Source organism: Paenibacillus sp. 1SOY10 (assembly GCF_056836745.1).
In genome coordinates this window covers 117,262-141,328 of record NZ_JBXENK010000010.1, presented here as the reverse complement: position 1 = coordinate 141,328, position 24,067 = coordinate 117,262, and the positions used below count along the sequence as shown (strand labels likewise).

The following is a 24,067-nucleotide window of genomic DNA, read 5'->3' as shown; positions in this document are numbered from 1 at the left end:
TCACCTACTTCTCCATAATCAAACTGTTCAAGTGCGGAACATCTATGCAAGGCTATACCGCCAAGATCACATTCGCTTTCTTCTTGAGCGTCGCAGAGGAAATGGGTGAGTAATAAATCTCATCCTGTGTGACCACAATCGACTTGGCTTCCTCTTCGCCGATACGCACCACATTTTTCTCTTTCAGCGCATGTTGGATAAACTGCTTGGATATCTTGGAAGATTTCTCAATCGTAATATCAAAAATGGCGATCAGTTCAGAAGATAAAATAACCTTCTCTCCGCCCAAATGAATATACATGTTATCCCTCCGCCTATTAGACTTTGACTTGGCCTTCCTGAACATGAAAAATGCTGGCGTCCTGTAGCCGGCCGGCATTGATGCTTTCGAGCCCTGTCGCCGTTATGAACGTCTGCACTTTGCTCTGAAAAGTCTCAATCAGTTGGGTTTGACGATAGGGGTCCAGTTCAGACAACACATCGTCCAGCAGCAAAATGGGATATTCTCCGATTTCCTCATGAATGAGCTCAATCTCCGCCAGCTTTAAAGATAATGCCGTCGTTCGCTGTTGTCCCTGGGAGCCGTATACCTGCGCTTCGTTCCCGTTGATATCAAAAGACATATCATCGCGATGCGGCCCGCTTAGCGTCATGCCCCGGCGGATTTCCTGATCCTTCATTTGTGATAACTTTATCATAAATTGCTCCAATAGGACAGCTTCATCTTCCTCACCAGCTTCGCCAAACGAAGGAAGGTAGGATAATTTCAGCGTTTCACCGCCCCCGGTGATGCCTTCATGGATCTGCTCGGCCCATTTTTGCAGTTTTCTTATAAATTGTTTCCTTTTTTTGACGATTTTAACACCATGTGTTGCCAGTTGCTCATTCCATATCTCCAACATGGCTGTAAGTTCAGGGCCAGCGTTCCAGGCCTGCTTCAGCAAATTGTTACGCTGTAGCAGCACCTTCTGGTATTGCTGTAGATGGTAAAGGTAGCTGGGCTGCACCTGCCCAATCTCCATATCAAGAAAGCGGCGCCTGATGCCGGGTGTCCCCTTCACGATCTCCAAATCCTCCGGAGCGAACATCACGACGTTCATGGCTCCGATAAAATCGCTCAGCTTACGCTGCTCAAGGCCATTAATCTTGGCCTTCTTACCTTGTGTCGTCAACCGCAGCTCCAACTGAACGGTACCATACTTCTTCTCAACCTCGGCGGTGACTAGCGCATGATCCTGACCGAAGGAGATCAGTTCTTTGTCTTTCCCCGTCCGATGGGACTTCGTCAAAGCCATCACGAACAAGGATTCCAGCAGATTGGTTTTGCCTTGGGCATTACGTCCGATCAACAGGTTGACCGCGCCAAAAGAGCCTAGCGAAAGCGTGTCGTAATTGCGGTAGTTTTGCAGTGTTAATTGTTTTACAAACACGTTCTTTCAAGCCCCCTCATCATTCCACCCACGAAGCTTTATTCCGCTGTCACCTGAAATGAGCCGCAGCCGTCCACTTCAACGATATCGCCCGCGTATAACTTCCGCCCACGGCGCTCCTCGGATTCCTGGTTGACCTTGACGGCACCTTCCTGCAGCATTGCTTTGGCCATGCCGCCTGTGGAGACACAATCGGCCAGCTTCAAGAAAGAATCCAGTTTAATATATTCGCTCGAAATCGAGATCTTTTTCATAACGGTTGATGTTCCTTTCGCAAAAAAATACTAATAGTGCGAGTAGTGCGAGTTCAAAAAGTCGGGTTAGTAGGACCAAGAAGGTTGGATGAAGCCAGGGACGTCAGTAGCGGAGCTACACGTTTTCGAAGAAAACGACTTCGGAAGCATATCTACGTGAGCAACTCAAATGTTTCTGAAGGAAACATGCTACGGAAGCCTATGCTAGGCCCGGCTGAATTCAAGATTCGAAGCCCGAATTTACTCCTCGAACTGCTTCGTTCTGGGAAGACGACTTTTTGAACTACCTCTAACCTTTAGTTCGTTGTCCGGTAAGGCAGGATCAGATACAAACTTTGGCTGTCATCCACCGGTTTGATGATGATTGGACTCATCGCTCCGGTGAAGCCGATATGCAATTGCTCGCTTTCCACCACTTTCAGCACGTCCAGCATATATTTGGAGTTAAAGGAAATACGTAGTGGTTCTCCTGTAAACTTAGCAACATCCAATTGCTCTGTTACTTTCCCCAGTTCAGACGAGCTGGAGGAGATTTCAATGGTGCCATCCTCCATCGTTTGCAAGCGGACAATATTCGTCTTCTCCTCACGAGACAGCAAATAAGCGCGGTCGATGGAATCGCTCAGCTTCTTGGTGTCCAGGACAAGTTCTGTTTTGTAAGTCGTCGGAATAATCTTGGAAGTATCGGGATAAGTGCCGTCCAAAATACGGGTGTAGAACAGCACGCGGTCAATCTTAAACAACACCTGGTTGTCAGCAACCACGATTTCTACGCGCGTATTTTGCTCGGGAATGATTTTGCTCAGCTCATTCAGCGTTTTACCGGCGATGACAATATTGCTAAAACGAATACCTTCGGCATCATCCAGTCCAGCAATGCGGCTGGCCAGACGGTGGCGGTCCGTGGCCACAAATTTGAATTGATTATCAGCCAGATTCCAAAGCACCCCGGTCAAAATAGGGGAAGTCTCGTTCGTAGAGATAGAAAAGCCCGTTTGGCGAATCATATTCTTCAGCAAGTCTCCGGGAATCGATACGATTTGGTTCTCTTCAATGCTTGGCAGCACAGGGAATTCCTCTGGATCAAGGCCCACCATCTGAATATCCGTCGACCCTGAGCGAATAAAGGTTTGAAATCCTTCTTTGACTTCCATCTCAATCTCTGGCGAAGGCAACTTCTTGATGATCTCGACAAAGAATTTGGCTGGCAGAACAACGCTACCCGGACGTTCAACCTGAACAATCTGCTTCTCCTGATCCTCAGCGGGAATATAGGCTTGGATGGAGATATCCGTGTCGCTGGCGGTTAACGTCATACCTTGAAAATTCACATCTAGCTTAATCCCGGTCAAAATCGGAATCGTTGTACGGCTGGAAATGGCCTTGGCCACATGTTGGATGGATTCGTTCAGATCATGTTTCAGAATACGGATTTTCATAAATTCAACTCCTAAAAGTTTTATGAAGCATAAGCTTCTAAAGAGAATGACTTCGCAATAAAACTTACTTCGTAAGCATAAACTCAGTTTTATGAAGCATGGACTTCTTAGAGAATAACCTCGCAATAAACTACTTCGTAAGCATAACTCTACTGGTATGAAGCATATCTTCTAGAGAAAAGCTTCGGAATAAAAGATGGCCGCGCTGCATAGCTTAGTTCTATGTATCACCCGTCAGCAGGGAACCTTCACTTCTTCTTGGCGGCAGTCCAGCACTTCGGTTTTGAGATTGGAACCGAAGGTGTTTTGCGCTGCGTTATTAAGGATGTGTATATCTTTATATATTTTTAGAAGAAGTAGTAGGGACCCTGAATATGTGGATAACAACAGAATGAATATGAAATGAAGCCTATCCACATGTGCATATCATGTGCATAGGCTTACCCCTTATTCAGGTCGCACTTTTTATTTTTTCGGTAATATTGTTCACGATTTTGAATAGCTCCTGATCAATCTTGAGCTGCTGGGTAATTTTCTCATGGGCATGGATGACGGTGGTGTGGTCCCGTCCGCCAAAAGCGTCACCGATCTTGGGTAGCGAGAAATCGGTAAGTTCCCGGGCCAGATACATAGCGATTTGCCTCGGGAAGGCGATGGCCTTCGTTCGTTTGCGCGCCTTGAAGTCATCGAGCTTCAAGTTATAGTAATCTCCAACCCGCTGCTGAATGTCCTGAATCGTGATCATCTTCGGACGACTGGAAGGAATGATGTCCTTGAGCGCTTCCGCGGCCAGATGGCTTGTCACATCTTGATTAATCAGCGAGGAGTAGGCAACAACGCGAATCAGCGCGCCTTCAAGCTCACGGATGTTGGTATCAATCTGGTTAGCGATATACATCATCGCTTCGTTCGGAATATCCAGGTTCTCGGCCTTGGCCTTCTTACGCAAGATCGCGATTCGAGTCTCCAGATCAGGGGGCTGGATATCAGTTATCAATCCCCATTCAAACCTGGAACGAAGCCGTTCTTCGAGCGTCGGAATTTCTTTTGGCGGGCGGTCACTGGAAATAATAATCTGCTTGCGCTCTTCATGAAGGGCGTTGAAGGTATGGAAAAATTCCTCTTGCGTCGATTCCTTACCCGCCAGAAATTGAATATCGTCAATGAGCAGAATATCGATATTGCGGTACTTATTGCGGAAACTTTCCGCGCGGTTGTCCCGGATGGAGTTGATGAATTCGTTCGTAAATTTCTCGGAGGAAATATAGACGACCTTACTGCTAGGGCTATGTTCCAAAATATAATGGCCAATGGCATGCATTAGATGCGTCTTGCCAAGTCCCACGCCGCCGTAGAGGAATAATGGGTTATAGGCTCGCGCCGGTGCTTCGGCTACCGCCAGGGAAGCGGCATGGGCAAAACGGTTGCCTGAGCCAATGACGAACGTATCAAAGGTGTATTTCGGATTCAGCATATGGGAAACGCTTTCCTCGATGGGGACGGGAGCGGGAGGCTCCTTCACCACCTGGGTTAGCTCCGGTGGAGCTGATTCTTCAATCACGAATGTTACGTTTACCTGCTTGTTCAAATACTCCAGAACGGTGGTTGCGACGAGCTTGGTATAACGGCTCTCCAGCCATTCTACGGCGAAGGTAGTTGGCGCGGAGATGATAATGGATTGATCGGTCAGCGATACGATCTTGGTTGCTTTGAACCAGGTATCGAAGCTCGGTTTGCTCAGTTTGGTATTGATAATAGATAAGATATGTTGCCATATTTCAGAAGTATGGCTGTCCACAGACTGTCACTCCTTTTAAATCTTCCAATTGTGGCTGAAGGCCATACAGAAAGAGGTCGAGAAAACATAAATAAAGGGGAAGTTTATCCCCAATGTTAAGTAGAATATAATGATTATAAACATGTACAAAGTAAAAATTGTTCACAATGTTATCCACAGCCTGTTAATAATTTAGCAGGCAAACACGGATATTCACAACGAAAACAATATAATCATAGCAAAAGAAGCCCTATTTTTCAATGTGCTCCACGCTTTTATCCACAAATTCAATAACTTGTGCATAATTTTCATTCACACCACTACATATTGTTTATAAATTGTTTAGAATTCGACAGGATGCAAGAAATTCAGAAAAAATTATACACAAGTTAATAAACAAGCAACGCGAAATATGTTGATAGCAAATCGACCTTCCAAGTCGAATTGAAGTCGATTAGAGTGAAATTACAGTCGAAAATTCGGTCCAAAAAAAATCTGTACTCATCTGAGTACAGATTTTTTTCATAGAATTACGCTAAATTGAACTTATTTGACGCTGGAAAGCTGCGATCGCTTCGTATTCATCCTCTAATTTGGCGGAAATGCGGGTGAAAATCGGCATTAATTGCTTATACACTGCAGCATTCTCCGTTATTGGCTCATGTCGGTGCGTACCGCCGACCATTTCTTTGACGGCATCGAGGGATTCGATTTCGCCCAAGGCGTACAGGCCAAGGACAACAGCCCCCAGGCAGGAGCTTTCGTAGCTCTCGGGAATCACGACCTCTTGATCAAAAATATCGGCCATCATTTGTCGCCAGAGGGGGGAACGGGCAAAACCGCCGGTAGCTTGGATTTTACGAGGTCGTCCGATCTGACCCTCAATAGCCATTAGTACAGAGTAGAGATTATACAAAATGCCTTCCAGCACGGCGCGAATCATATGTTCTCGTTGATGATGCAACGTGAGTCCGAAGAAGGAGCCGCGAGCATTAGCATTCCATAGAGGAGCCCGCTCTCCGGTTAAATAGGGGTGAAAGATCAGACCGTCTGCCCCCGGCTTAACCCGCTCGGCAATTTGAGTCAGCAGATCATAGGGACTTAGGCCCAGGCGTTTGGCTGTCTCGGATTCGGCTGCCGCAAATTCATCCCGTAGCCAACGGAAGATAACGCCCCCATTGTTGACCGGACCTCCAATGACCCAATGTTTATCTGTGAGCGCATAGCAGAATATCCGTCCTTCCGGATCGGTTTGCGGCCGATCTACGACGGTACGGATGGCTCCACTTGTGCCGATAGTAACGGCGACGACGCCAGGATCGATGGCATTCACCCCAAGATTGGATAACACACCATCGCTTGCACCTATAATGAAGCGAGTCGAGGGGAGGAGACCCATCGTCTCGGCATAGACCGGGGCTACACCTTGCAAAACATGGGTCGTCGGGACAATCCGGGAGAGATGATCGGGCGTAATGCCAGCCATCTCAAGAGCCTGCTCATCCCAGTCCAGCTTCTCTAAATTGAATAGTCCCGTAGCTGAAGCTACAGAGTAATCAATCACATATTGTCCAAACAGCTTATGAAATACATATTCTTTAATAGAAATAAATTTATCCGCTTGCTTAAAAAGGTCTGACTGCTCATGGCGTAGCCAGAGCAACTTGGTTAGCGGAGACATAGGATGAATCGGTGTACCGGTACGCCGGTAAAGCTCGTGTCCGCCTAGCTCATTTTTTAACTTGTCAGCCCAGAGCGCACTACGATTATCCGCCCAGGTAAGACAGTTCATAAGTGGTTCACCTTCGGCATTCACCGGGATAATGCTATGCATAGCCGAACTGAAGGAGACTAATCCAATCTGCTCAGGCGAAATTCCACTCGTTCGGGTGACATGCCCAATGGCAGAAAGGACGGCCTCAAAAATTTCATCCGGATCCTGCTCGGCAACGAAAGGGGAAGGCGTGTAAAGCGGGTATTCCTGGTTGGCTGTAGCCAAGGGTTGCCCGCTGCGTTCAAACAGGACGGCCTTCGTGCTGGTCGTGCCGATATCGAGACCGATCATATAGTTCAGCAACATCAAATTCTCCTCTCTATCTATTCGTGAGGCATGCTCGAGTGCAGGGTTTCAAAGGAATCGGAGAAATATTCCTCGACATTGCGCTGAATTAACTCGCTATCTCGCGATTCCAGTCCTTGCAGCAGCTTGCGGTGCTTATCGACTACGTAACTAATTTTATCTTCATTTTGCGAAAGGATATTTTGGGTTGTTACGAGCATCACGGTCATCACAATTTGCCGAATGCTGGTCCATAAATGCAGGATGCGTGTGTGTTTGGCTCCATTAATGATGATCTCGTGGAAGCTAATATCCTGATAGGCAAATTCAACGACATCAAGATGCTTGCCGGCCAGTTCCATTTTGTCGATGCTTTGGGCCAGGGGAGCTATCAGTTCCTCCGGATGGGTCGCCAGATGCTTCCAAGCAAAGCTCTCAATTAAATAGCGCACATCATACAGTTCCTTCACATCGTTCAAACTGAGGCCATTCACCACGGCCCCCATACGTTGCAGGGTAATCAGTCCTTCACCGGAGAGCGTCTTGAGCGCTTCGCGGACCGGAGAACGGCTGGTGCCGAAGTCTCCAGCGATACGATTCTCTGACAACACCTCGCCAGGTTTGAGCGTACCGTTAATAATGCGCAGCCTGAGCTCAGCAGCGATGGACTCGCCGAGAGAACTGCCTGTTAACCATGTAGAAGGATATTGCATGATTTATTGACTCCTATCCGGGAAACGAACCCACTATATTCATCCGTAATTGGGACTTAAATACCTTGATCATAGCACGAAATTCCCGGGATTGGGAAACCAGGCCGCTGGAGTATTAACCCACGGTCTCGACGGCATGGCCTCCAAATTCATTGCGTAAGGCAGCGACAACTTTACCGTGAAAAGTGTCCTCCTGGAGCGAACGATAACGCATAAAGAGCGACATGGCGATGACCGGGGTATTTGCTTGCAAATCCAGGGCAGTTTCCACCGTCCATTTACCTTCACCAGAGGAATTCATGACCCCACGCAGCTTATCCAGCTTCGGATCTTTGGAGAAGGCACTTTGTGCAAGCTCCATCAGCCAACTGCGGATTACTGAGCCATGGGACCAGACCCCCGCTACTTGTTGGAAGTCGTAATCATATGGACTTTTATCCAATAGCTCAAATCCTTCTGCAATCGCCTGCATCATGCCATATTCGATGCCGTTATGCACCATTTTCAGAAAATGTCCGCTGCCTGCAGGTCCAGTATACATATATCCGTTTTGAACAGCGATGTCCTGCAGAAGGGGTTCAATATAATGAAAGGCAGACTCGTCTCCGCCAACCATGAAGCAACCTCCTTGCTCAGCACCCTCTACACCTCCGGAAGTACCTATATCCATAAAATGAAGCTGATGCGTGGCCAGTTGCTGGGCGAGTTCTTGCGAATGCTGGTAATGAGAGTTGCCTCCATCAATAATGATATCGCCCGCACCCAGCAGGGGGGTAAGTGATTCTACAACGGAGCGCAGAGGCGCGCCGGCGGGAACCATCACCCAGATTACTCGTGGCGATTCCAGAGAGCGAACCAATTGCTCCAGATTAGTAGCAGGAAGGGCTCCTTTGGCGGCGGCCAAGGCAACCGATGATTCATTGGTGTCATAAGCGACAACTTCATGCTGATGCTCCAGCAGATTGATGACCAGGTGAAAGCCCATTTTTCCGAGTCCAATCATACCTAATTTCATGTAAATCCACCCCTTAATTTTAAACTGGTATACTTGTATACAACTTATTATCTTCAATAATACTCTATCTGACGGTACAAGGAAAGGCTAAAAAACTTTTCCACATGTGCATAACTCTAATCGCTGGAAAAGGAGATAATGGGCTGTGGAAAACTAAATTTGCAAATCACGTCTGTGGATTGTGTATAATTAAGAAATATCGGTGACGGCATGGAGGGAAGGCTGGAAGTTAGGTTGACTTTTCATAGCTGGTATGATTAAATGTAAAAAGGCATTTTCTGTGGATATGAAAATGGTAAACATAGACGCTGGTTATGAGTTATTATTAAAGTTTAGATGATTTCCTGTGAGGGGGTGCAATAGATGAAACCGACTTTCAAACCAAATGTGAGCAAACGTAAAAAGGTTCATGGTTTCCGTAAAAGAATGAGCACGAAAAACGGCCGCAAGGTTCTCGCTGCTCGTCGTCTCAAAGGCAGAAAAGTTCTGAGTGCGTAAAGCGTGCGTAAAGACCACCGCGGTGGTCTTTTTTTTGTATTAAGCGATAGGTTGCTGTGATAGTTGGTCTATACTATAAATTGCGAGTTCAAGAAGTTGGGTTTACAGGACCGAAGCCTATGCTTTCGATGTGCGTTTTTTCAAAACGCTTGAGTTGGATGAAGCCAGGGACTGAGTAGCGGAGCTACACGTTTTCGGAGAAAACGACGACTTTTTGAACAACCTCTATAACAGTAGCCGCGAATCAAGGAGATTACTTGTGCATAAACAACTTCGTTTGAGAAACCGTGCCGATTTCAACCGCATTTACCGGTTCGGCAAATCCTTCGCTAATCGGCAACTTGTTGTGTATTGGTCCAATAAATCCGATATTGAACGTTTCCGATTAGGGGTCTCAGCCAGTAAGAAAATCGGAAACGCTGTCGTGCGCAACCGGATGCGACGCATGTTGAAGGAAATTGTTCGGCTGCATGAGGCCGAGATTCGCGACCATGTGGATCTGATCCTGATCGTGCGTACCGGAGCTGTGGGAATGGACTACAAAGACTTGGAAAAAAGCGTGCTGCATGTGCTGCGTAAAGCCTCGCTGCTGCGGCCTTCCGGGCGTTAAGCAGCTTTGTTTCCTTGTCCCTTTAAATATGTTATGATTTACGTTGAATGGATAGGTTAAGAGAGGGGTTTTGAAGTGTCGCGATTGATGACTAACCGAAGAAGATGGCTTCTTCTCCTTCTGGCAGTCGGGCTGATTACTGTGCTTGCCGGCTGCGGAACACAAAATGCTCATTTAGCAACCACGACCGAAGACATGAAAGCAGGTTCGTGGTGGACCGCGAATGTGGTCTACTATTTCTCGTATGCGCTTGATACATTTGCCGAGTGGTTCAATGGCGAATATGGCCTTGCGATTTTAATTCTGGTGTTGATTGTCCGGACATTGATTTTACCGCTGACACTGAAGCAGGTGAAGAGCTCCAAGGCAATGCAGGCGATTCAGCCGCAATTGCAGAAAATTCGGGAGACATATAAGGATAATCCAGAGCAGCAGCAACAGGAAACGATGAAGCTGTTCCAGGAGCATAAGGTCAATCCCATGGCCGGTTGTTTTCCTCTGATTATTCAAATGCCAGTGTTCATTGCGTTATATAACTCCATATTCTACAACTCCGCCATTCGGGAGCACTCCTTCCTGTGGCTGCAGCTAGGTGAACCGGACAAGCTGTTTATCTTGCCGGCCATCGCTGCGATTACGACATTCATCCAAACGAAGATGATGTCTAACGTCAACCCGGCAGGTGCACAAGGGCCGATGGCGTTTATGATGTGGGTGTATCCTGTTTTGATTTTTGTAATGGCCTATAACTTTGCTGCCGCATTGCCGTTGTATTGGGTATTCAGTAACCTGTACACGATTGGGCAGAACTTCTTCATTTATCGTAAGAAGGACCCGGTTGTCGCTGTGGCGGGAGTCGAGTCGGTTACTTCCTCTTCTAATAAGAAGCGTGGCGGTTCCAATCTAAAAGCCGGCCATCCCGGTGGCAGAGGTGCCAAGGAGGCAAAAAAATCGAAATGAATAAAATTGTGACGTCGGGAAAAACCGTTGAAGATGCTGTAAGACAAGGATTGGCCAAGCTCGGCACCACCGAGGATCAAGTCGCCGTGAATGTGTTGGAGCAGCCATCAAAAGGATTCCTGGGTCTGATCGGGGTCAAGGCCGCAAAGGTGGAACTTACTTTGTTGGAACCTACTCGAACAGTACCCTCTTCGCAAGGGAGTGCTTCTAAGCTCCGCGTGCCTGAATCTGTACATCAGCAGGAGAAGACATTCGGTGAGAAGAACCCCTATGAGGAAGCGGCGTCATTCGTACGGGACGTCGGCGAGAATATGGGCCTCGACGTGAAGGTCGAGATCGTCCAGGGCAAAGATAACACCGTACTGAACATTTCGGGCCATGATTTAGGATTAATGATCGGGCGGAGAGGACAAACCCTCGATGCCCTGCAATACTTGGCGAATATTATCGCTAACCGTTATTCTGATAGCTTTATCCGTATTATCCTCGATGCCGAGAACTTCCGGGAGCGCCGGAAGAAGACGCTGGAGGAGCTTGCCGACAGATTGGCCGGACGGGTTGTTCGCACACGCAAAGAAGTTACGCTGGAGCCAATGTCGCCGCAGGAGCGCAAAGTGATTCATTCCCAGCTTCAGGATCACCCGGAGGTCAAGACTTATAGCAAAGGCGATGAGCCTAACCGGCGAGTGGTGATTGCATTGAAGCACGGCAGATGAATGAGACGCAATGACGTTTGCTCGGCGTGAAGCCGAGTGGGGGTCGTTGCGTTTATTTTTTCTCTGGGGTCTCAACCCTCCCCACCCCTCCCTTACCGTAAGGGAGGGCGCCCGAGGGCTTGCTGCCCTCTGGACTCCCGCAAATGGGAGGAACGTGGGAGGGAGTGAGGCGCTCCTGCTCGCTGTCCCCTTCGGGGATGCGCTTTACTTTATTGCGTGGAACGCTTTTCCCCCTTCGGGTACGTCTTACTTTTGGCTCACCCGGGGTACCTGGCAAGGATGGTGGAGACACTACTGCTTTCGACGCTGTGCTGGGCTTTGGTGAGTAAGGAGTCGGCTTTTCGCCCCTTTGGGGCCCGCCTTTACTATTGTGCTATTTTGTGGGTGCAGTCAGGTAGAGGAGTAAGGAGCGTTGTTAGAGCGTTGGGATTGGCTGACGAGCAAGGAGGCGCTGTCCCTTCGGGATGCGCTGGAGCTTGAGAGCAAAGCAAAGCGTGTGAGTGAATGCGGGGGAGCGAGAGTAGGAGATGCTCGAGTAGGTGTGCTCGGGTGAGTGAGGTGGATTAGTGGAGCGGGGCGTATGAATCTGGAGAAACGGAAGTGTTCGCCTTTGCCATGGGATTGTACCCTTGTAGGGTGCTATTTAATTCAGACAATCCCATGGCAACAGCGATCGGAAGATCATACGACTTGCGGAACGGCTCCATTCACGAATTTGTGTTGCTACAACGTTATTTAAAACGAGAACTAGTGAGGTGAAATAGATGCTAACCGATACGATAGCGGCCATTTCGACGGCCGTGGGTGAGAGTGGGATTGCGGTGATTCGCGTCAGCGGGCCGGAGGCGATTGACGAGGTGGGACGCTTGTTCCGCAGTAAGACGGCGTTGCCGGAGGCGGAAAGTCATACGGTACATTATGGCTTTATTGTTGATCCGACCACGGAGGAGAAGCTGGAGGAGGTACTGGTGACGGTGTTCCGTGCGCCGCGATCCTTCACGACGGAGGATGTCGTGGAGGTGAGCACGCACGGCGGGATTATCTCGGTGAAGCGCGTGATGGATTTGCTGCTCCAGCAGCGGGGGATTCGACTGGCGGAGCCGGGGGAGTTCACGAAGCGCGCGTTCTTGAACGGGCGGATCGATCTGTCGCAGGCTGAGGCGGTCATTGACCTGATCCGCTCGAAGTCGGATCGGGCTTTCTCGGTGGCGCTGAAGCAGGTCGGCGGGGAGCTGTCGCGCAAAGTATCGGCGCTGCGTCATACGCTGGTGGAGACGCTGGCACATATCGAGGTAAACATCGATTATCCGGAGCATGATGTGGAGTCGATGACGATGGAGTTTATCAAGCAGAAATGCGCGGCGGTGTCGGAAGGCATTGATGTGCTGCTGAAAACGGCTAATCAGGGTAAGATCTTGCGGGAAGGCATTACGACGGCGATTGTAGGCCGTCCGAATGTAGGTAAGTCCTCGCTGATGAATGCGTTAGCCCGGGAGAATAAGGCGATTGTGACCGATATTCCAGGGACGACACGGGATGTTATCGAGGAATATGTAACAATTAATCAAATTCCACTCAAGCTGCTGGATACGGCCGGGATTCGCGAGACGATGGATGTGGTCGAGCAAATTGGGGTGGAGCGTTCCAGAGAAGCGTTCAGTGACGCGGATCTGATTCTGCTGGTGCTGAGCGGGGCGGAGCCGCTGCACGAGGACGAAATTGCCCTGATGGAGCAACTGAAGGGCAGAACGGCAATTGTTTTGCTGAATAAGATGGATTTACCGCAACAGTTGGATCGAGAGGTCGTACGGCGTTATTTTTCCGAGGAATCGGTGGTTGAGCTATCGGTGAAGACGGAACAAGGGCTGGATCATCTGGAGGAGGCCATTGCTACCTTGTTCTTCGGGGGTCAGTTGGAGTCGAATGATCTGACGTATGTTACGAATGTGCGGCATATTGCGCTATTCAAGCAGGCCAAGCAGTCACTTGCTGATGCGTATGAGGCAGCGGACAGCGGGATTCCTATTGATATTTTGCAGATTGATGTAAGGCTGGCGTGGGAACAATTAGGTGAAGTCATTGGCGATTCGGCACCGGATGCGCTGATTGACCAGATTTTTTCGCAATTTTGCTTGGGGAAATAATTGGAGGACGTATCATCAGAACCGGTTCATGGTATGATGTTACGGACAGAATGTGCAAGGGTTAGGGTAAAGGGGGTAGATGGATGAGTTACGATGCTGGAAACTATGATGTAATCGTGGTCGGAGCAGGGCATGCTGGCTGTGAGGCGGCTTTGGCTGCTGCGCGGATGGGCTGCCGTACACTGATGGTCACGATTAATTTGGATATGATTGCTTTTATGCCGTGCAACCCCTCGATTGGGGGACCGGCGAAGGGCCATGTGGTGCGCGAGGTGGATGCCTTAGGCGGCGAAATGGGCCGAAACATCGACAAGACGTTCATTCAAATGCGGATGCTGAATACCGGAAAGGGTCCGGCTGTACATGCGCTGCGGGCACAGGCGGATAAATTCCTGTACCAGCACACGATGAAGGAAACGATGGAGAAGGAACTCAACCTGACGATGCATCAGGGTATGGTAGAAGAATTGATCGTTGAGGAAGGTCGCTGCGTTGGCGTGGTGACGAAGACCGGGGCGGCTTATCGGGCTGATGCGGTGGTACTGACGACGGGAACCTATCTGCGCGGCAAGATTATTATGGGTGAGCTGATGTATGAAAGTGGACCTAACAACCAACAGCCTTCGGTGCGCTTGTCGCAGAATTTGAAGGAACTGGGCTTGGAATTGGTTCGCTTCAAGACAGGTACTCCGCCGCGGGTGCATAAGGATACGATTGATTTCTCACAAACGGAAATACAGCCAGGGGATGCTAAGCCGAAGTTTTTCTCTTATGAGACAAAGTCCTCGGATAATGAGCAATTGCCCTGCTGGTTGACGTATACGTCGGAGGATACTCACCGGATTATTAATGAGAACCTGCATCGCGCTCCGATGTTCTCTGGTGTGATTGAAGGGACTGGACCGCGTTACTGTCCATCCATCGAGGACAAAATTGTTCGCTTTAGCGATAAGCCAAAGCACCAGATTTTCCTGGAGCCAGAGGGTAAAAATACGTCGGAATATTATGTGCAAGGCTTCTCTACCAGTATGCCGGAAGAGGTTCAGTTGAAGATGCTTCGTTCTGTGCCAGGTCTGCAAAATGTACAGATGATGCGTACCGGGTACGCCATTGAGTATGATGCGGTGGTTCCTACACAGCTATGGCCTTCACTGGAAACGAAGCAGCTCGCGGGTCTGTTCACAGCAGGGCAAATTAACGGCACATCTGGTTATGAGGAAGCGGCGGGACAAGGTATTATGGCTGGCATCAATGCGGCACGTAAGGTGCAGGGGAAGGAACCCGTAATTTTGGACCGCTCTCAAGGATATATCGGCGTACTGATTGATGATCTGGTCACCAAAGGAACCAATGAGCCGTACCGGCTACTGACTTCCCGGGCAGAATATCGTCTGTTGCTTCGTCATGATAATGCCGATTTGCGCTTAACGCCAATAGGTCATGAGATTGGCTTAATTTCTGAGGAACGCTACGCCCGCTTTATGGACAAAAAGCATAGGGTAGAGCAGGAAATCGAACGCTTACGTGTGACGAAGGTACGTCCTTCAGAAATTAATGGGCTGTTGGAGTCGGTGGGTTCAGCTCCGATTCAGGATGGAAGCAATCTGTTAACGATTCTACGCCGTCCGGAAGTCAGTTATGAAGGAATTAGTCAGGTCTCTCCTTCAGAGATTGAACTGGACGAGGATATGCAGGAGCAAGTCGAAATTCAGATCAAGTACGCTGGGTATATCGAAAAGCAGTTATTGCATGTTGAAAAGTTACAAAAAATGGAAAAGAAAAAATTGCCTGAACGGATCAATTATGATGATATCCAAGGTCTGGCCATGGAAGCGCGGCAGAAGCTGGCGAAAATTCGTCCGATCTCGATTGGGCAGGCTTCGCGGATTTCCGGGGTCACTCCTGCGGACATCTCCATTTTGCTAGTTTATCTGGAGCATTACAACCGGGTTACGGCGGCAGGAGGGTAAGAAGGTGGATTCTGTACAATCCCAATTTTGCGCCCTGCTGCAAGAGCATAAGATGGAGCTTTCAGCAAGGCAGCTACAGCAATTTGAGCGATATTATGAGGAGCTGGTCTCCTGGAATGAGAAGATGAATCTAACGGGCATTACGGACCGCGAACAGGTATATATTAAGCATTTCTATGATTCGTTAAGTCTGGCATTTCATGTGTCGATAGATAAGATATCTTCCTTGGCTGATATTGGTTCAGGGGCGGGTTTTCCCGGCATTCCCTTAAAAATTTGTTATCCTCATTTGCAGCTAACTATTGTAGATTCACTGAATAAGCGTATACAGTTCTTGCAGCATGTGGTGGATGAACTGGGACTTGAGAACGTACAACTGCTCCATGGTCGTGCTGAAGACTTAGCTCGTCAGTCGGGACTGCGTGATTCCTTTGATTTGGTGACGGCTCGTGCTGTGGCCCGGATGGCGGTATTGAATGAATTTTGCTTACCTTTTGCCAAGCCAGGTGGGATGTTTGTGGCTATGAAGGGGAGTGATCCCAAGGACGAGCTGCAGGAGGCAGCCTTTAGCTTATCTGAGTTGAAGGGGAAATGCATAAAGACACCACATTTTGTGCTCCCCATGGAGCAATCAGAACGACATTTAGTTATTGTTAATAAGATGGCGGCGACGCCTAAGAAATATCCCCGAAAGGCCGGTACGGTTGCAAAAACACCATTAATATAGCGGATGTGAAGACATCCCCCTTAGCAAATTGTTCCACGTGAAACATGGGCTAAGGGGGATTGAACATTTAGCAAAATAAGATCATAGGATTATAGAGAAAAAAGTGGTAGAATAGATATATCTGGGATATCCGTAAGGCTTGTCCTTATGTCACTATGAAACTAGGTGGTAATTGACGGAATGAAAGAACAATTTTCTAAATTGTTCGGTTTAGCCGAACGAAGCAGCGGAGATGAAGTAAGGCAAATTCCGGTGGGGGAAATTGTCGGTAGTCCTTATCAGCCGCGGACCATTTTTGACGACGATAAGATTGAGGAGCTTTGCCAAACTATTCGTACGCACGGTGTCATCCAGCCTATTGTAGTACGTTTTCGAAATGATAAGTATGAGATTATTGCTGGTGAACGTCGTTGGCGCGCGGTAAAAAAGCTAGGACTTGAGACTATTCCTGCCATTTTACGCGATTTCAATGATTCGCAAGCAGCTTCAATCGCATTAATTGAAAATCTACAGCGAGAGGGACTAACCTCCATCGAAGAGGCTGTGGCTTATCAGAACTTGATTGATCTTCATCAATTAACTCAGGAGAGCCTCGCTCAGCGTTTAGGGAAAAGCCAATCTACGATCGCGAATAAAATCAGATTGTTGCAGCTTCCTGAGGGTGTAAAGACAGCGCTGATGGAACGGAAGATTACAGAGCGTCACGCGCGTGCCTTGTTATCGCTAGATACGGAAGAATTGCAATTGAAGGTGCTCGGTGAAATTGTTAGCAAAGAGCTGAATGTGAAGCAGGCGGAAGCACGGATTGCTTTCTACAAGGAAGTAGCCAAGAATAAGAAGTCTCCTTCAAAACGGATTTCATTTACAAAAGATGTTCGGCTGGCATTAAATACAATTCGTCAATCGATTGATATGGTGACCGGTTCGGGCCTGCAAATCAAGACGGAAGAGAAAGACCACGAGGATCATTACGAGATCGTGATTCAAATTCCGAAACGTTCATAGTATGGATACGCTGACCCTGACCGCCAGGTTTGCAGGTCAGCTTCTTTTTCGACTATACGAAGACATTGAACGCACAATCGACCGTCAGGTGATTCACCATGGATTGCTATTGGTCTTTTTGTAGCGGCAGCTTAGATTACAAACTTGAAGTTCTACAAAGAGATTCTTCTATTATATTGAGGTGAACTGGATTGACTAAAATTATAGCGATAGCTAACCAAAAGGGTGGCGTCGGCAAAACGACGACTTCCGTCAATTTGGGTGCAGGACTCGCGGCAATTGGGAAAAAAGTGCTGCTTATCGATATCGACCCCCAGGGGAACACGACAAGTGGCGTTGGCATTAATAAAGCAGATGTAGCAAATTGTATTTATGATGTGCTAATTAATGAAGTCAATCCGCGGGATGCCATCGCGCCTACAGAAATTGAGAACCTACATATTATTCCAGCTACCATTCAATTGGCAGGTGCGGAGATTGAGTTGGTTCCCACGATTTCTCGTGAAGTAAGATTGAAAAAATCACTGCAACCGATTCGTCACCTCTATGACTATATTTTGATCGATTGCCCACCCTCTCTCGGAATTCTAACAATTAACTCATTGACTGCGGCAGATTCGGTGCTGATTCCTATCCAATGTGAATATTACGCCTTGGAAGGATTAAGCCAATTATTGAATACAGTTCGTTTGGTACAGAAGCACTTAAATACTTCTTTGCAAATTGAAGGGGTGTTACTGACGATGTTCGATGCCAGAACGAATTTGGGTATTCAGGTCATTGAAGAGGTTAAAAAGTATTTCCAACAGAAGGTATATAGAACGGTTATTCCACGTAATGTGCGGCTTAGTGAAGCGCCATCCCATGGTCAATCTATCATTACTTACGATCCTCGCTCCAAGGGCGCGGAAGTCTATTTAGAGTTGGCAAAGGAAGTGGTCTCTTATGAATAAGCGGTTGGGTAAGGGATTAGATGCCTTAATTCCGGCATTGTCAATCCAGGATGATGATAAAGTGGTTGAGATACCACTGAATCAGCTTCGGGCTAATCCGTATCAGCCACGTAAAACCTTTGATGAAGAGGCTATTCGAGAATTGGCTGAATCGATTCGACAACATGGGGTTATCCAACCTATCATTGTTCGCAGTGTGCTAAAGGGTTATGAAATTATAGCTGGTGAACGTCGATTCCGCGCTTCTCAATATTGTGGCAATGCGACGATACCTGCTGTCGTTCGTTCCTTCTCAGATCAGCAAGTCATGGAGATCGCCCTAATTGAGAACTTGCAACGTGAGAACCTGAATGCGATGGAGGTTGCTGTAGCTTATCAGGGGCTGATGGATCAGTTCCAATTAACACAGGAAGAATTATCCATGAAGGTGGGCAAATCACGTTCTCATATCGCTAACTTTTTACGGTTACTTTCACTGCCGGAAGAAGTAAAAGAATATGTTTCACGTGGAACATTATCTATGGGACATGCTCGTGCCTTGGTTGGATTAAAGGATGCTACCATGATCAAGCAGTTGGCACAACAGTGCATTGATCACGAATGGAGCGTTCGTGAACTTGAGGATGCAGTGCAACAGATTGATCGCAAGAAAAAGGAAAAACCAAAAAGCACCAATAAAAAACGGGACCCTTATATCGAAGAAGTTGAAGAGAGTTTGCGTGAGCGATATAAAACAACCGTTAAGATAAAAGCAAATAAAGAAAAAGGCAAAATTGAAATCAACTATTATAGCCAGCAGGATTTACAACGGCTGTTGGATATGCTGAACTAAATCCTTTAATAAGTAGACATGATAACAATGACATACCTTTCTTCGAGAGAAGAGGGGTATGTCATTTCTTGAAAATGATCGAAGGCGTTTGTCATCGGTGAAAGTACGTCGCTAGACGTTTTTTTTATCTGAGATGGTGCTTGTTCTAAATCAGGATGGATTGTCAGAGAGGAGCTTGTCATGCAAAACCATATTTATCTGGATCATGCAGCTACGTCGTGGCCAAAACCTCCTGGTGTGGGGGCGGCTGTATTGGAAGCCATTGATGGTGCCTCAGCTAATGCTGGACGTGGCAATCATGGAATGGCGTTGCAAGCGGGGAGAGCACTGTACAGAACGAGAGTTGCACTTGCTCGGCTATTTCATATTTCCAACCCCAATGATATCTCATTTACCTCTAATACGACGGGGGCACTGAATTTGGCTATTAAGGGTTGGCTTAAGCCGGGTGATCACGTTATTGCGACGATGGTCGAGCACAACTCGGTCAGGCGGCCTTTGGAATTCTTAAAGCGAACCATCGGTATTGAAGTAGACTATGTTGAAGTCAATCAAGACGGACAGTTGAAGCTGGAACAAATGAAGAAACTTTTCCGCCCCCATACACGTTTAGTTGTATGTTCCCATAGTTCTAACCTGCTGGGAAGTATTTTGCCGATCCAAGAGATGGCTAGCCTGGCTCATCAGCATGGTGCTATCATGCTGGTGGATGCAGCCCAAACTGCGGGAGGATATCCGATCAACGTACAGGAGATGGGAATTGATATGCTGGCTTTTCCCGGACATAAGGGGCTACTGGGTCCACAAGGAACAGGAGGGTTATATATTAGCCCTCAGCTTCATCTGGAGCCGTTGCTGCATGGAGGGACAGGCAGTCAATCTGAAGCAACGGAACAGCCGGAGGTGCGTCCAGACCGCTATGAGGCCGGAACGGCGAATACACCGGGTATTGCCGGATTGGGAGCAGGAGTGGCTTATGTCCTGGAGCAGGGGGTTGAGAAGATCTATCAGCATGAATGGGAGCTGACACAATATTTGATCGAGGCTCTGGAACAGATGCCAGGGATCACAATTTTGGGGCCAGAGAAGGGGCAGCCGCGAACAGGGATTGTATCATTTAACCTGGATCAGAAGGATGCTTCGGAAATTGCTTTCAAGCTGGATCAAGAGTTTGGAATTGCAGTACGTGCGGGGTATCATTGTACGCCGCTTGGGCACGAGACCGCAGGGACGCTGGATGGGGGTGCCGTACGTGCTAGCGTAGGGTATACAACAACCCGACAAGAGATTGAAGCTCTGATTCAAGCATTGACAATTATAAGCCAGGGGAATGGAAATTAAGCACAGAGGAGAAGACGAATAGCATGCAGGAATGGAATGATCTCATCTTTGAGCAGCTAGTCTGGATTGTTGGAGGCATCGCGGTACTCCTGATCGGACTAATGATCTGGAATTTGGTTCAAGGCAGCAAGCTGCGCAAGATGAAGAAGAAATACGAACTGATGATGCAAGGCACCGGAATAGATCATTTGGAGGATGTACTGATTGATCTCAAAATGCAGCAGGGCAAGCTGGAGGATGTTCAAGAAGAAATAAATCGTAAGCTGGTATCAGTTCAAGCCAAATTGCCTTTGCAGAAGGCACATATTGGTATAAAGCGTTATAATGCATTTGGGGAAACGGGTAATGACTTAAGCTTCTCGATGGCAATCATTAATGAGCTTCAGGATGGGGTTGTGATAACGGGAATTTATAATCGGGATGGCTCCTTCGTTTATGCTAAAGGGTTGGAACATGGAGAGTCTACTCATGCGTTGTCACCGGAAGAACGAGAGGCTATTGCCCTGGCCGGGACAAAGCAATAAACCCCCGATTCCATTCTTTGATAGCACTATGTAAGCTTGTGGAAATAATTTCCGAAAGTCGCATAACGAGGCTTAATCGAGTATTCTGCAACACAAAGTATTCCATAAAACCGCCGACATTGACAATTCCTGTGAGATGGATATCGCCAACCGGCGGTAATTGTTTATTTACACCGGCACCTGGACGAAGGGGGCCTTGTACGACCTGAATGGAACCTATGCTGGCCGTTTGACCCAGGCAGGCATCAATGCTAATAATGAACGGTTGCTTATAGGAATGCTGGATATGTTCCAGTGTTTCTTTTAAATTCATGGCATGAACCGGTTCTTCCAAAGTACCGTACAGGTGGAAGTAAGGGCTATTATATTTGGTCAGGGCTGTGCCTACCAAGGGTCCCAAGCAATCGCCTGTAGAACGGTCCGTGCCGATGCAGATGATGACGATATCCTGGCCCGGTGCCACTTGGGCAAAATGCAATAGCAACCGATGGATGATGGCAGAATGAACCCCCGGCTCAGTGTGCGGAATTTTCAAGTATGGAATTTCCTGTTCCGGGACAGAGGGTTGCAATTGTGACATAGAATCTTCCTTTCCCTGCAGATATAAGTAGGTAGTTTAGCGTTTGCAGTTTGCGAATTTAGTAGATAGTATATGGAAGAAGCGCGTATTATATACTCGTACTAAAGTCTTATAGTTTGGGTTCAAAAAGTTGGGTTTACTCCTGGAACAACTCCGTCATGGAAAGTCGACTTTTGAACAACCTCTTAAACTGAAGAAAGAGGAGGGCTGGCGTTGGAAGAGGAGTGGCTGGTCATGGCTTTTGATTCAACCCAGCAGGCACTGCGGGCTGAGATGCTGCTGGAGTATGCCGAGATTGAAATTGATCTGTGTCCTACGCCCAAGGAAATTACCGCAGGCTGCGCCTTGTCGATTCGTTTCCCGTCAGAGGACTTGCCGAGTGTTGGGCAGATTATCCAGTCTGAGACCGTGGAGATTCGGGGGATTTACTCCCGTACAGCGATCGGATATGATAGCATCAAGCTTTAGATGGTTAAATACCAATAGGCGTGGTGAATGTGACCGGGGGGATGATATGGATGATGTTCTCAGCAGAACCGGGTATAGTCCAGACAGCTACAAAAAACGTAAATACGTGGAAAGATAAAATGTGGGAATGGTTTACAAATATGGATATGTGGTCAGATGTGCTTATATCTGGCATCAAGATTGTGGTCATCTTTTTGCTGACGCGACTATTTGTGAAAATTATATTCCGCATCATTGACCGTTCCTTACGCAAGCAAGAGAAGAGCCGATTGCAAATGAATCCGCGGCGATTGGTGACGGTGGGTGAGTTATTAAAGAATGTCACTTCGGTCACGAGCAATTTTATTATGATTATGCTGGTGCTGGGCGAACTGGGTTTTGAGCTTGCACCGCTACTGGCAGGTGCTGGAGTGCTGGGGCTGGCAATTGGCTTTGGGGCACAGAGTCTGGTGAAGGATGTTATAACCGGCTTCTTTATCATTTTAGAGGATCAATTTGCGGTGGGCGATGTGATACAAACGGGGACGTTGAAGGGCACGGTGGAGATGATCGGCTTACGCTCTACACGTCTGGTAAGCTGGACCGGTGAGGTACATATCATTCCTAACGGGATGATTACGAATGTGACTAATTATTCTGTGGGTACGGCTCTGGCTGTTGTTGATCTGACCTTTAGCAACTCCAGAAGGCTTGAGGAAACGGTGCAATTGATGGAGTCGGCGATGCAGCGCTTCAAGCAAGCAGAGGAGGCGCTGATTTCAGAGGTTCCCCATGTTCTGGGCATTCAGACGCTGTCGGCGGCTGAGTATGTGGTCCGGATTGCGGTTCAGTGTCCACCGGCAGCGAGGGCTGATGTTGAACGTCATATTCAGACCTATGCGAAGGAAGCGCTGGAGGCGGCTGAATTGGGCGAGCAGGGGCAACTCGGATAAATATGAGCGGAGAGTCGGCAATAGGCATGAGGGGGCTTCCTGTAAGTGTGGTCAAGTCTCTTATCGGTCAGATAGGCTATATAGATGAAGGGGGAAATCGCTGTGGAACGCAAGTCATTCCAATTGGGTGATATCGTACAAATGAAAAAAAATCATCCCTGCGGCAGCAATGAGATGGAGATTATTCGTATGGGGATGGATATTCGGATTAAGTGCGTCGGTTGTAAGCATAGCGTGATGGTACCGCGAGCTAAATTCGAGAAGAATATGCGGAAGGTGCTTCGCTCCGCCACTCCCGCGGAACCGGAAGGCGAAGATAACCCTGATACTTAGTATTTCGTGTGGTGAAGGGCATTTCTATTGCATTGGGAATCGATTCATGGTACAATCATTCTTGCTGTGGAGAGGTACCCAAGAGGCCCAAGGGGGTTGACTCGAAATCAATTAGGCGTCGCAAGGCGTGCGTGGGTTCGAATCCCACCCTCTCCGCCACTTATCATTTCTATAACTTCGCCAGTAACTCTTTGCGTTTACCGCAGAGGGTTATTTTATTGGAAAAAGCGAAACAGGACCCTGTGAGGGGTCCTGTTTCTGGTTGACGGCGTAATGATTTTGGGAATTCTTCTCTCACCGTTGAAGAAACATTCTGATATATGCCTGAGCAAGCACGAATCCGAGAAGAGGGGTCTTCAACACATTCGTGATCTGACGCTTCTACAAAGCCGCGAACAAGATTTCCTTACGGTTTGTTTCTCGATGAAGCTTTTTAAGGCCCAACGGAACCACACCTCTCTTGCACGCCGTCGAGTGTATTATGTGCAGCTTATGAGCTTTTATACACAGAATTTTTAATGAACGCGAGCTTTCTCTTCCTTTTTCCACTTGCGGTTTTTGTTGGAGGTTTCGGGGAACTTTTCGCCCTTCTCAAGTGTGATGCGCTTGGGATCTTTGATCTCCGTATGAAAGCTGCGCCCTTCACCCACCTCTACATATACACCTGGATTGGGAGCACGCATACCTTCCTCAAATTCCGTGATTTCACCCATGGCCAATGGCCTCCTTCCCAAGACATGGCTGTCTTGTAGTTATTCATGTTAAGTTCATGCCTATTGTGTACCGG

The 24,067-nt window shown here is 47.9% G+C and carries 27 protein-coding genes and 1 tRNA gene; 18 read left to right on the top strand and 10 right to left on the bottom strand.

Going from position 1 to position 24,067, the window contains the following annotated elements; translation table 11 throughout:
• Positions 1-52: 52 nt before the first annotated feature.
• From remB to gnd, 8 genes are all read right to left on the bottom strand, one after another.
• Positions 53-301, bottom strand: coding sequence for an extracellular matrix regulator RemB (gene remB / locus AC1VOR_RS19625; RefSeq protein ID WP_018754095.1), 249 nt, complete (start codon positions 299-301; stop codon positions 53-55).
• Between the two features lie 16 nt (positions 302-317).
• Complete coding sequence (gene recF / locus AC1VOR_RS19620) at positions 318-1,430, bottom strand: DNA replication/repair protein RecF (protein WP_482620331.1); 1,113 nt, start codon at positions 1,428-1,430, stop codon at positions 318-320.
• A gap of 38 nt (positions 1,431-1,468) precedes the next feature.
• On the bottom strand, positions 1,469-1,684 hold the full coding sequence (gene yaaA, locus AC1VOR_RS19615; RefSeq protein ID WP_482620330.1) for a S4 domain-containing protein YaaA: 216 nt from the start codon (positions 1,682-1,684) through the stop codon (positions 1,469-1,471).
• A gap of 296 nt (positions 1,685-1,980) precedes the next feature.
• Entirely contained in the window at positions 1,981-3,123 is a 1,143-nt protein-coding gene (gene dnaN / locus AC1VOR_RS19610; RefSeq protein WP_482620329.1) for a DNA polymerase III subunit beta, read from the bottom strand.
• Between the two features lie 451 nt (positions 3,124-3,574).
• Positions 3,575-4,921 carry a chromosomal replication initiator protein DnaA gene (dnaA, locus tag AC1VOR_RS19605; protein WP_482620328.1) on the bottom strand — a complete coding sequence of 449 codons (1,347 nt, stop codon included), beginning with the start codon at positions 4,919-4,921 and terminating at the stop codon, positions 3,575-3,577.
• A 514-nt stretch (positions 4,922-5,435) separates the two neighbouring features.
• Positions 5,436-6,980: a gluconokinase gene (gene gntK, locus AC1VOR_RS19600; protein ID WP_482620327.1), complete on the bottom strand. Its 1,545-nt coding sequence runs from the start codon at positions 6,978-6,980 to the stop codon at positions 5,436-5,438.
• Positions 6,981-6,997: 17 nt separating this feature from the next.
• Positions 6,998-7,672, bottom strand: a complete 675-nt coding sequence (locus tag AC1VOR_RS19595; RefSeq protein WP_482620325.1) for a GntR family transcriptional regulator — start codon at positions 7,670-7,672, stop codon at positions 6,998-7,000.
• Positions 7,673-7,787: 115 nt separating this feature from the next.
• The gene (gene gnd / locus AC1VOR_RS19590; protein WP_482620323.1) at positions 7,788-8,687 is read right to left on the bottom strand and encodes a phosphogluconate dehydrogenase (NAD(+)-dependent, decarboxylating); all 900 of its coding nucleotides are present in this window, start codon (positions 8,685-8,687) and stop codon (positions 7,788-7,790) included.
• Between the two features lie 363 nt (positions 8,688-9,050).
• On the opposite strand from gnd, the gene rpmH reads away from it, so the two are divergent.
• The 14 genes from rpmH (at position 9,051) to AC1VOR_RS19520 (ending at position 20,967) form a co-directional block, all read left to right on the top strand.
• Positions 9,051-9,185: a 50S ribosomal protein L34 gene (gene rpmH, locus AC1VOR_RS19585; protein WP_009223341.1), complete on the top strand. Its 135-nt coding sequence runs from the start codon at positions 9,051-9,053 to the stop codon at positions 9,183-9,185.
• Positions 9,186-9,444: 259 nt separating this feature from the next.
• The gene (gene rnpA / locus AC1VOR_RS19580; protein ID WP_482620320.1) at positions 9,445-9,795 is read left to right on the top strand and encodes a ribonuclease P protein component; all 351 of its coding nucleotides are present in this window, start codon (positions 9,445-9,447) and stop codon (positions 9,793-9,795) included.
• A 75-nt stretch (positions 9,796-9,870) separates the two neighbouring features.
• Positions 9,871-10,755 carry a YidC/Oxa1 family membrane protein insertase gene (locus tag AC1VOR_RS19575; protein WP_482620318.1) on the top strand — a complete coding sequence of 295 codons (885 nt, stop codon included), beginning with the start codon at positions 9,871-9,873 and terminating at the stop codon, positions 10,753-10,755.
• Positions 10,752-11,471, top strand: a complete 720-nt coding sequence (gene jag, locus AC1VOR_RS19570; RefSeq protein ID WP_482620317.1) for an RNA-binding cell elongation regulator Jag/EloR — start codon at positions 10,752-10,754, stop codon at positions 11,469-11,471. The genes AC1VOR_RS19575 and jag overlap by 4 nt, the downstream gene beginning before the upstream one ends.
• A gap of 119 nt (positions 11,472-11,590) precedes the next feature.
• Positions 11,591-11,800 (top strand): hypothetical protein, encoded by a 210-nt coding sequence (locus AC1VOR_RS19565; RefSeq protein ID WP_482620316.1) that lies wholly within the window; start codon positions 11,591-11,593, stop codon positions 11,798-11,800.
• A gap of 83 nt (positions 11,801-11,883) precedes the next feature.
• Complete coding sequence (locus AC1VOR_RS19560; protein WP_482620315.1) at positions 11,884-12,024, top strand: hypothetical protein; 141 nt, start codon at positions 11,884-11,886, stop codon at positions 12,022-12,024.
• Positions 12,025-12,235: 211 nt separating this feature from the next.
• A complete protein-coding gene (gene mnmE / locus AC1VOR_RS19555; protein ID WP_482620314.1) occupies positions 12,236-13,615 on the top strand; it encodes a tRNA uridine-5-carboxymethylaminomethyl(34) synthesis GTPase MnmE in 1,380 nt (459 codons plus the stop codon).
• Positions 13,616-13,698: 83 nt separating this feature from the next.
• Positions 13,699-15,585, top strand: coding sequence for a tRNA uridine-5-carboxymethylaminomethyl(34) synthesis enzyme MnmG (mnmG, locus tag AC1VOR_RS19550; RefSeq protein WP_482620312.1), 1,887 nt, complete (start codon positions 13,699-13,701; stop codon positions 15,583-15,585).
• A 4-nt stretch (positions 15,586-15,589) separates the two neighbouring features.
• Positions 15,590-16,312, top strand: coding sequence for a 16S rRNA (guanine(527)-N(7))-methyltransferase RsmG (rsmG, locus tag AC1VOR_RS19545; protein ID WP_482620310.1), 723 nt, complete (start codon positions 15,590-15,592; stop codon positions 16,310-16,312).
• Positions 16,313-16,492: 180 nt separating this feature from the next.
• Positions 16,493-17,317 carry a nucleoid occlusion protein gene (gene noc / locus AC1VOR_RS19540; RefSeq protein WP_482620308.1) on the top strand — a complete coding sequence of 275 codons (825 nt, stop codon included), beginning with the start codon at positions 16,493-16,495 and terminating at the stop codon, positions 17,315-17,317.
• Between the two features lie 191 nt (positions 17,318-17,508).
• Complete coding sequence (locus AC1VOR_RS19535) at positions 17,509-18,270, top strand: ParA family protein (RefSeq protein WP_059050441.1); 762 nt, start codon at positions 17,509-17,511, stop codon at positions 18,268-18,270.
• The gene (locus tag AC1VOR_RS19530; protein ID WP_059050440.1) at positions 18,263-19,102 is read left to right on the top strand and encodes a ParB/RepB/Spo0J family partition protein; all 840 of its coding nucleotides are present in this window, start codon (positions 18,263-18,265) and stop codon (positions 19,100-19,102) included. Before AC1VOR_RS19535 ends, AC1VOR_RS19530 begins: the two co-directional genes overlap by 8 nt.
• Positions 19,103-19,282: 180 nt before the next feature.
• Positions 19,283-20,443 carry an aminotransferase class V-fold PLP-dependent enzyme gene (locus AC1VOR_RS19525; RefSeq protein ID WP_482620305.1) on the top strand — a complete coding sequence of 387 codons (1,161 nt, stop codon included), beginning with the start codon at positions 19,283-19,285 and terminating at the stop codon, positions 20,441-20,443.
• Between the two features lie 23 nt (positions 20,444-20,466).
• Positions 20,467-20,967 carry a DUF4446 family protein gene (locus AC1VOR_RS19520; RefSeq protein WP_482620303.1) on the top strand — a complete coding sequence of 167 codons (501 nt, stop codon included), beginning with the start codon at positions 20,467-20,469 and terminating at the stop codon, positions 20,965-20,967.
• Here AC1VOR_RS19520 and yyaC read toward each other — a convergent pair.
• Positions 20,939-21,547: a spore protease YyaC gene (yyaC, locus tag AC1VOR_RS19515; protein WP_482620301.1), complete on the bottom strand. Its 609-nt coding sequence runs from the start codon at positions 21,545-21,547 to the stop codon at positions 20,939-20,941. The two genes, AC1VOR_RS19520 and yyaC, sit on opposite strands and share 29 nt — an antisense overlap.
• 234 nt (positions 21,548-21,781) lie before the next feature.
• Here yyaC and AC1VOR_RS19510 point away from each other — a divergent pair, with 234 nt between their 5' ends.
• The 4 genes from AC1VOR_RS19510 (at position 21,782) to AC1VOR_RS19495 (ending at position 23,439) form a co-directional block, all read left to right on the top strand.
• Positions 21,782-22,015 (top strand): putative Se/S carrier protein, encoded by a 234-nt coding sequence (locus tag AC1VOR_RS19510; protein WP_482620342.1) that lies wholly within the window; start codon positions 21,782-21,784, stop codon positions 22,013-22,015.
• A 140-nt stretch (positions 22,016-22,155) separates the two neighbouring features.
• The gene (locus AC1VOR_RS19505; protein ID WP_482620300.1) at positions 22,156-22,947 is read left to right on the top strand and encodes a mechanosensitive ion channel family protein; all 792 of its coding nucleotides are present in this window, start codon (positions 22,156-22,158) and stop codon (positions 22,945-22,947) included.
• Between the two features lie 102 nt (positions 22,948-23,049).
• A complete protein-coding gene (locus AC1VOR_RS19500) occupies positions 23,050-23,280 on the top strand; it encodes a DUF951 domain-containing protein (RefSeq protein ID WP_482620298.1) in 231 nt (76 codons plus the stop codon).
• Positions 23,281-23,348: 68 nt separating this feature from the next.
• Positions 23,349-23,439: transfer RNA gene (locus AC1VOR_RS19495), tRNA-Ser, on the top strand.
• Between the two features lie 356 nt (positions 23,440-23,795).
• Here AC1VOR_RS19495 and AC1VOR_RS19490 read toward each other — a convergent pair.
• Positions 23,796-23,993, bottom strand: a complete 198-nt coding sequence (locus tag AC1VOR_RS19490) for a YjzC family protein (protein WP_059050434.1) — start codon at positions 23,991-23,993, stop codon at positions 23,796-23,798.
• Positions 23,994-24,067 lie beyond the last annotated feature (74 nt).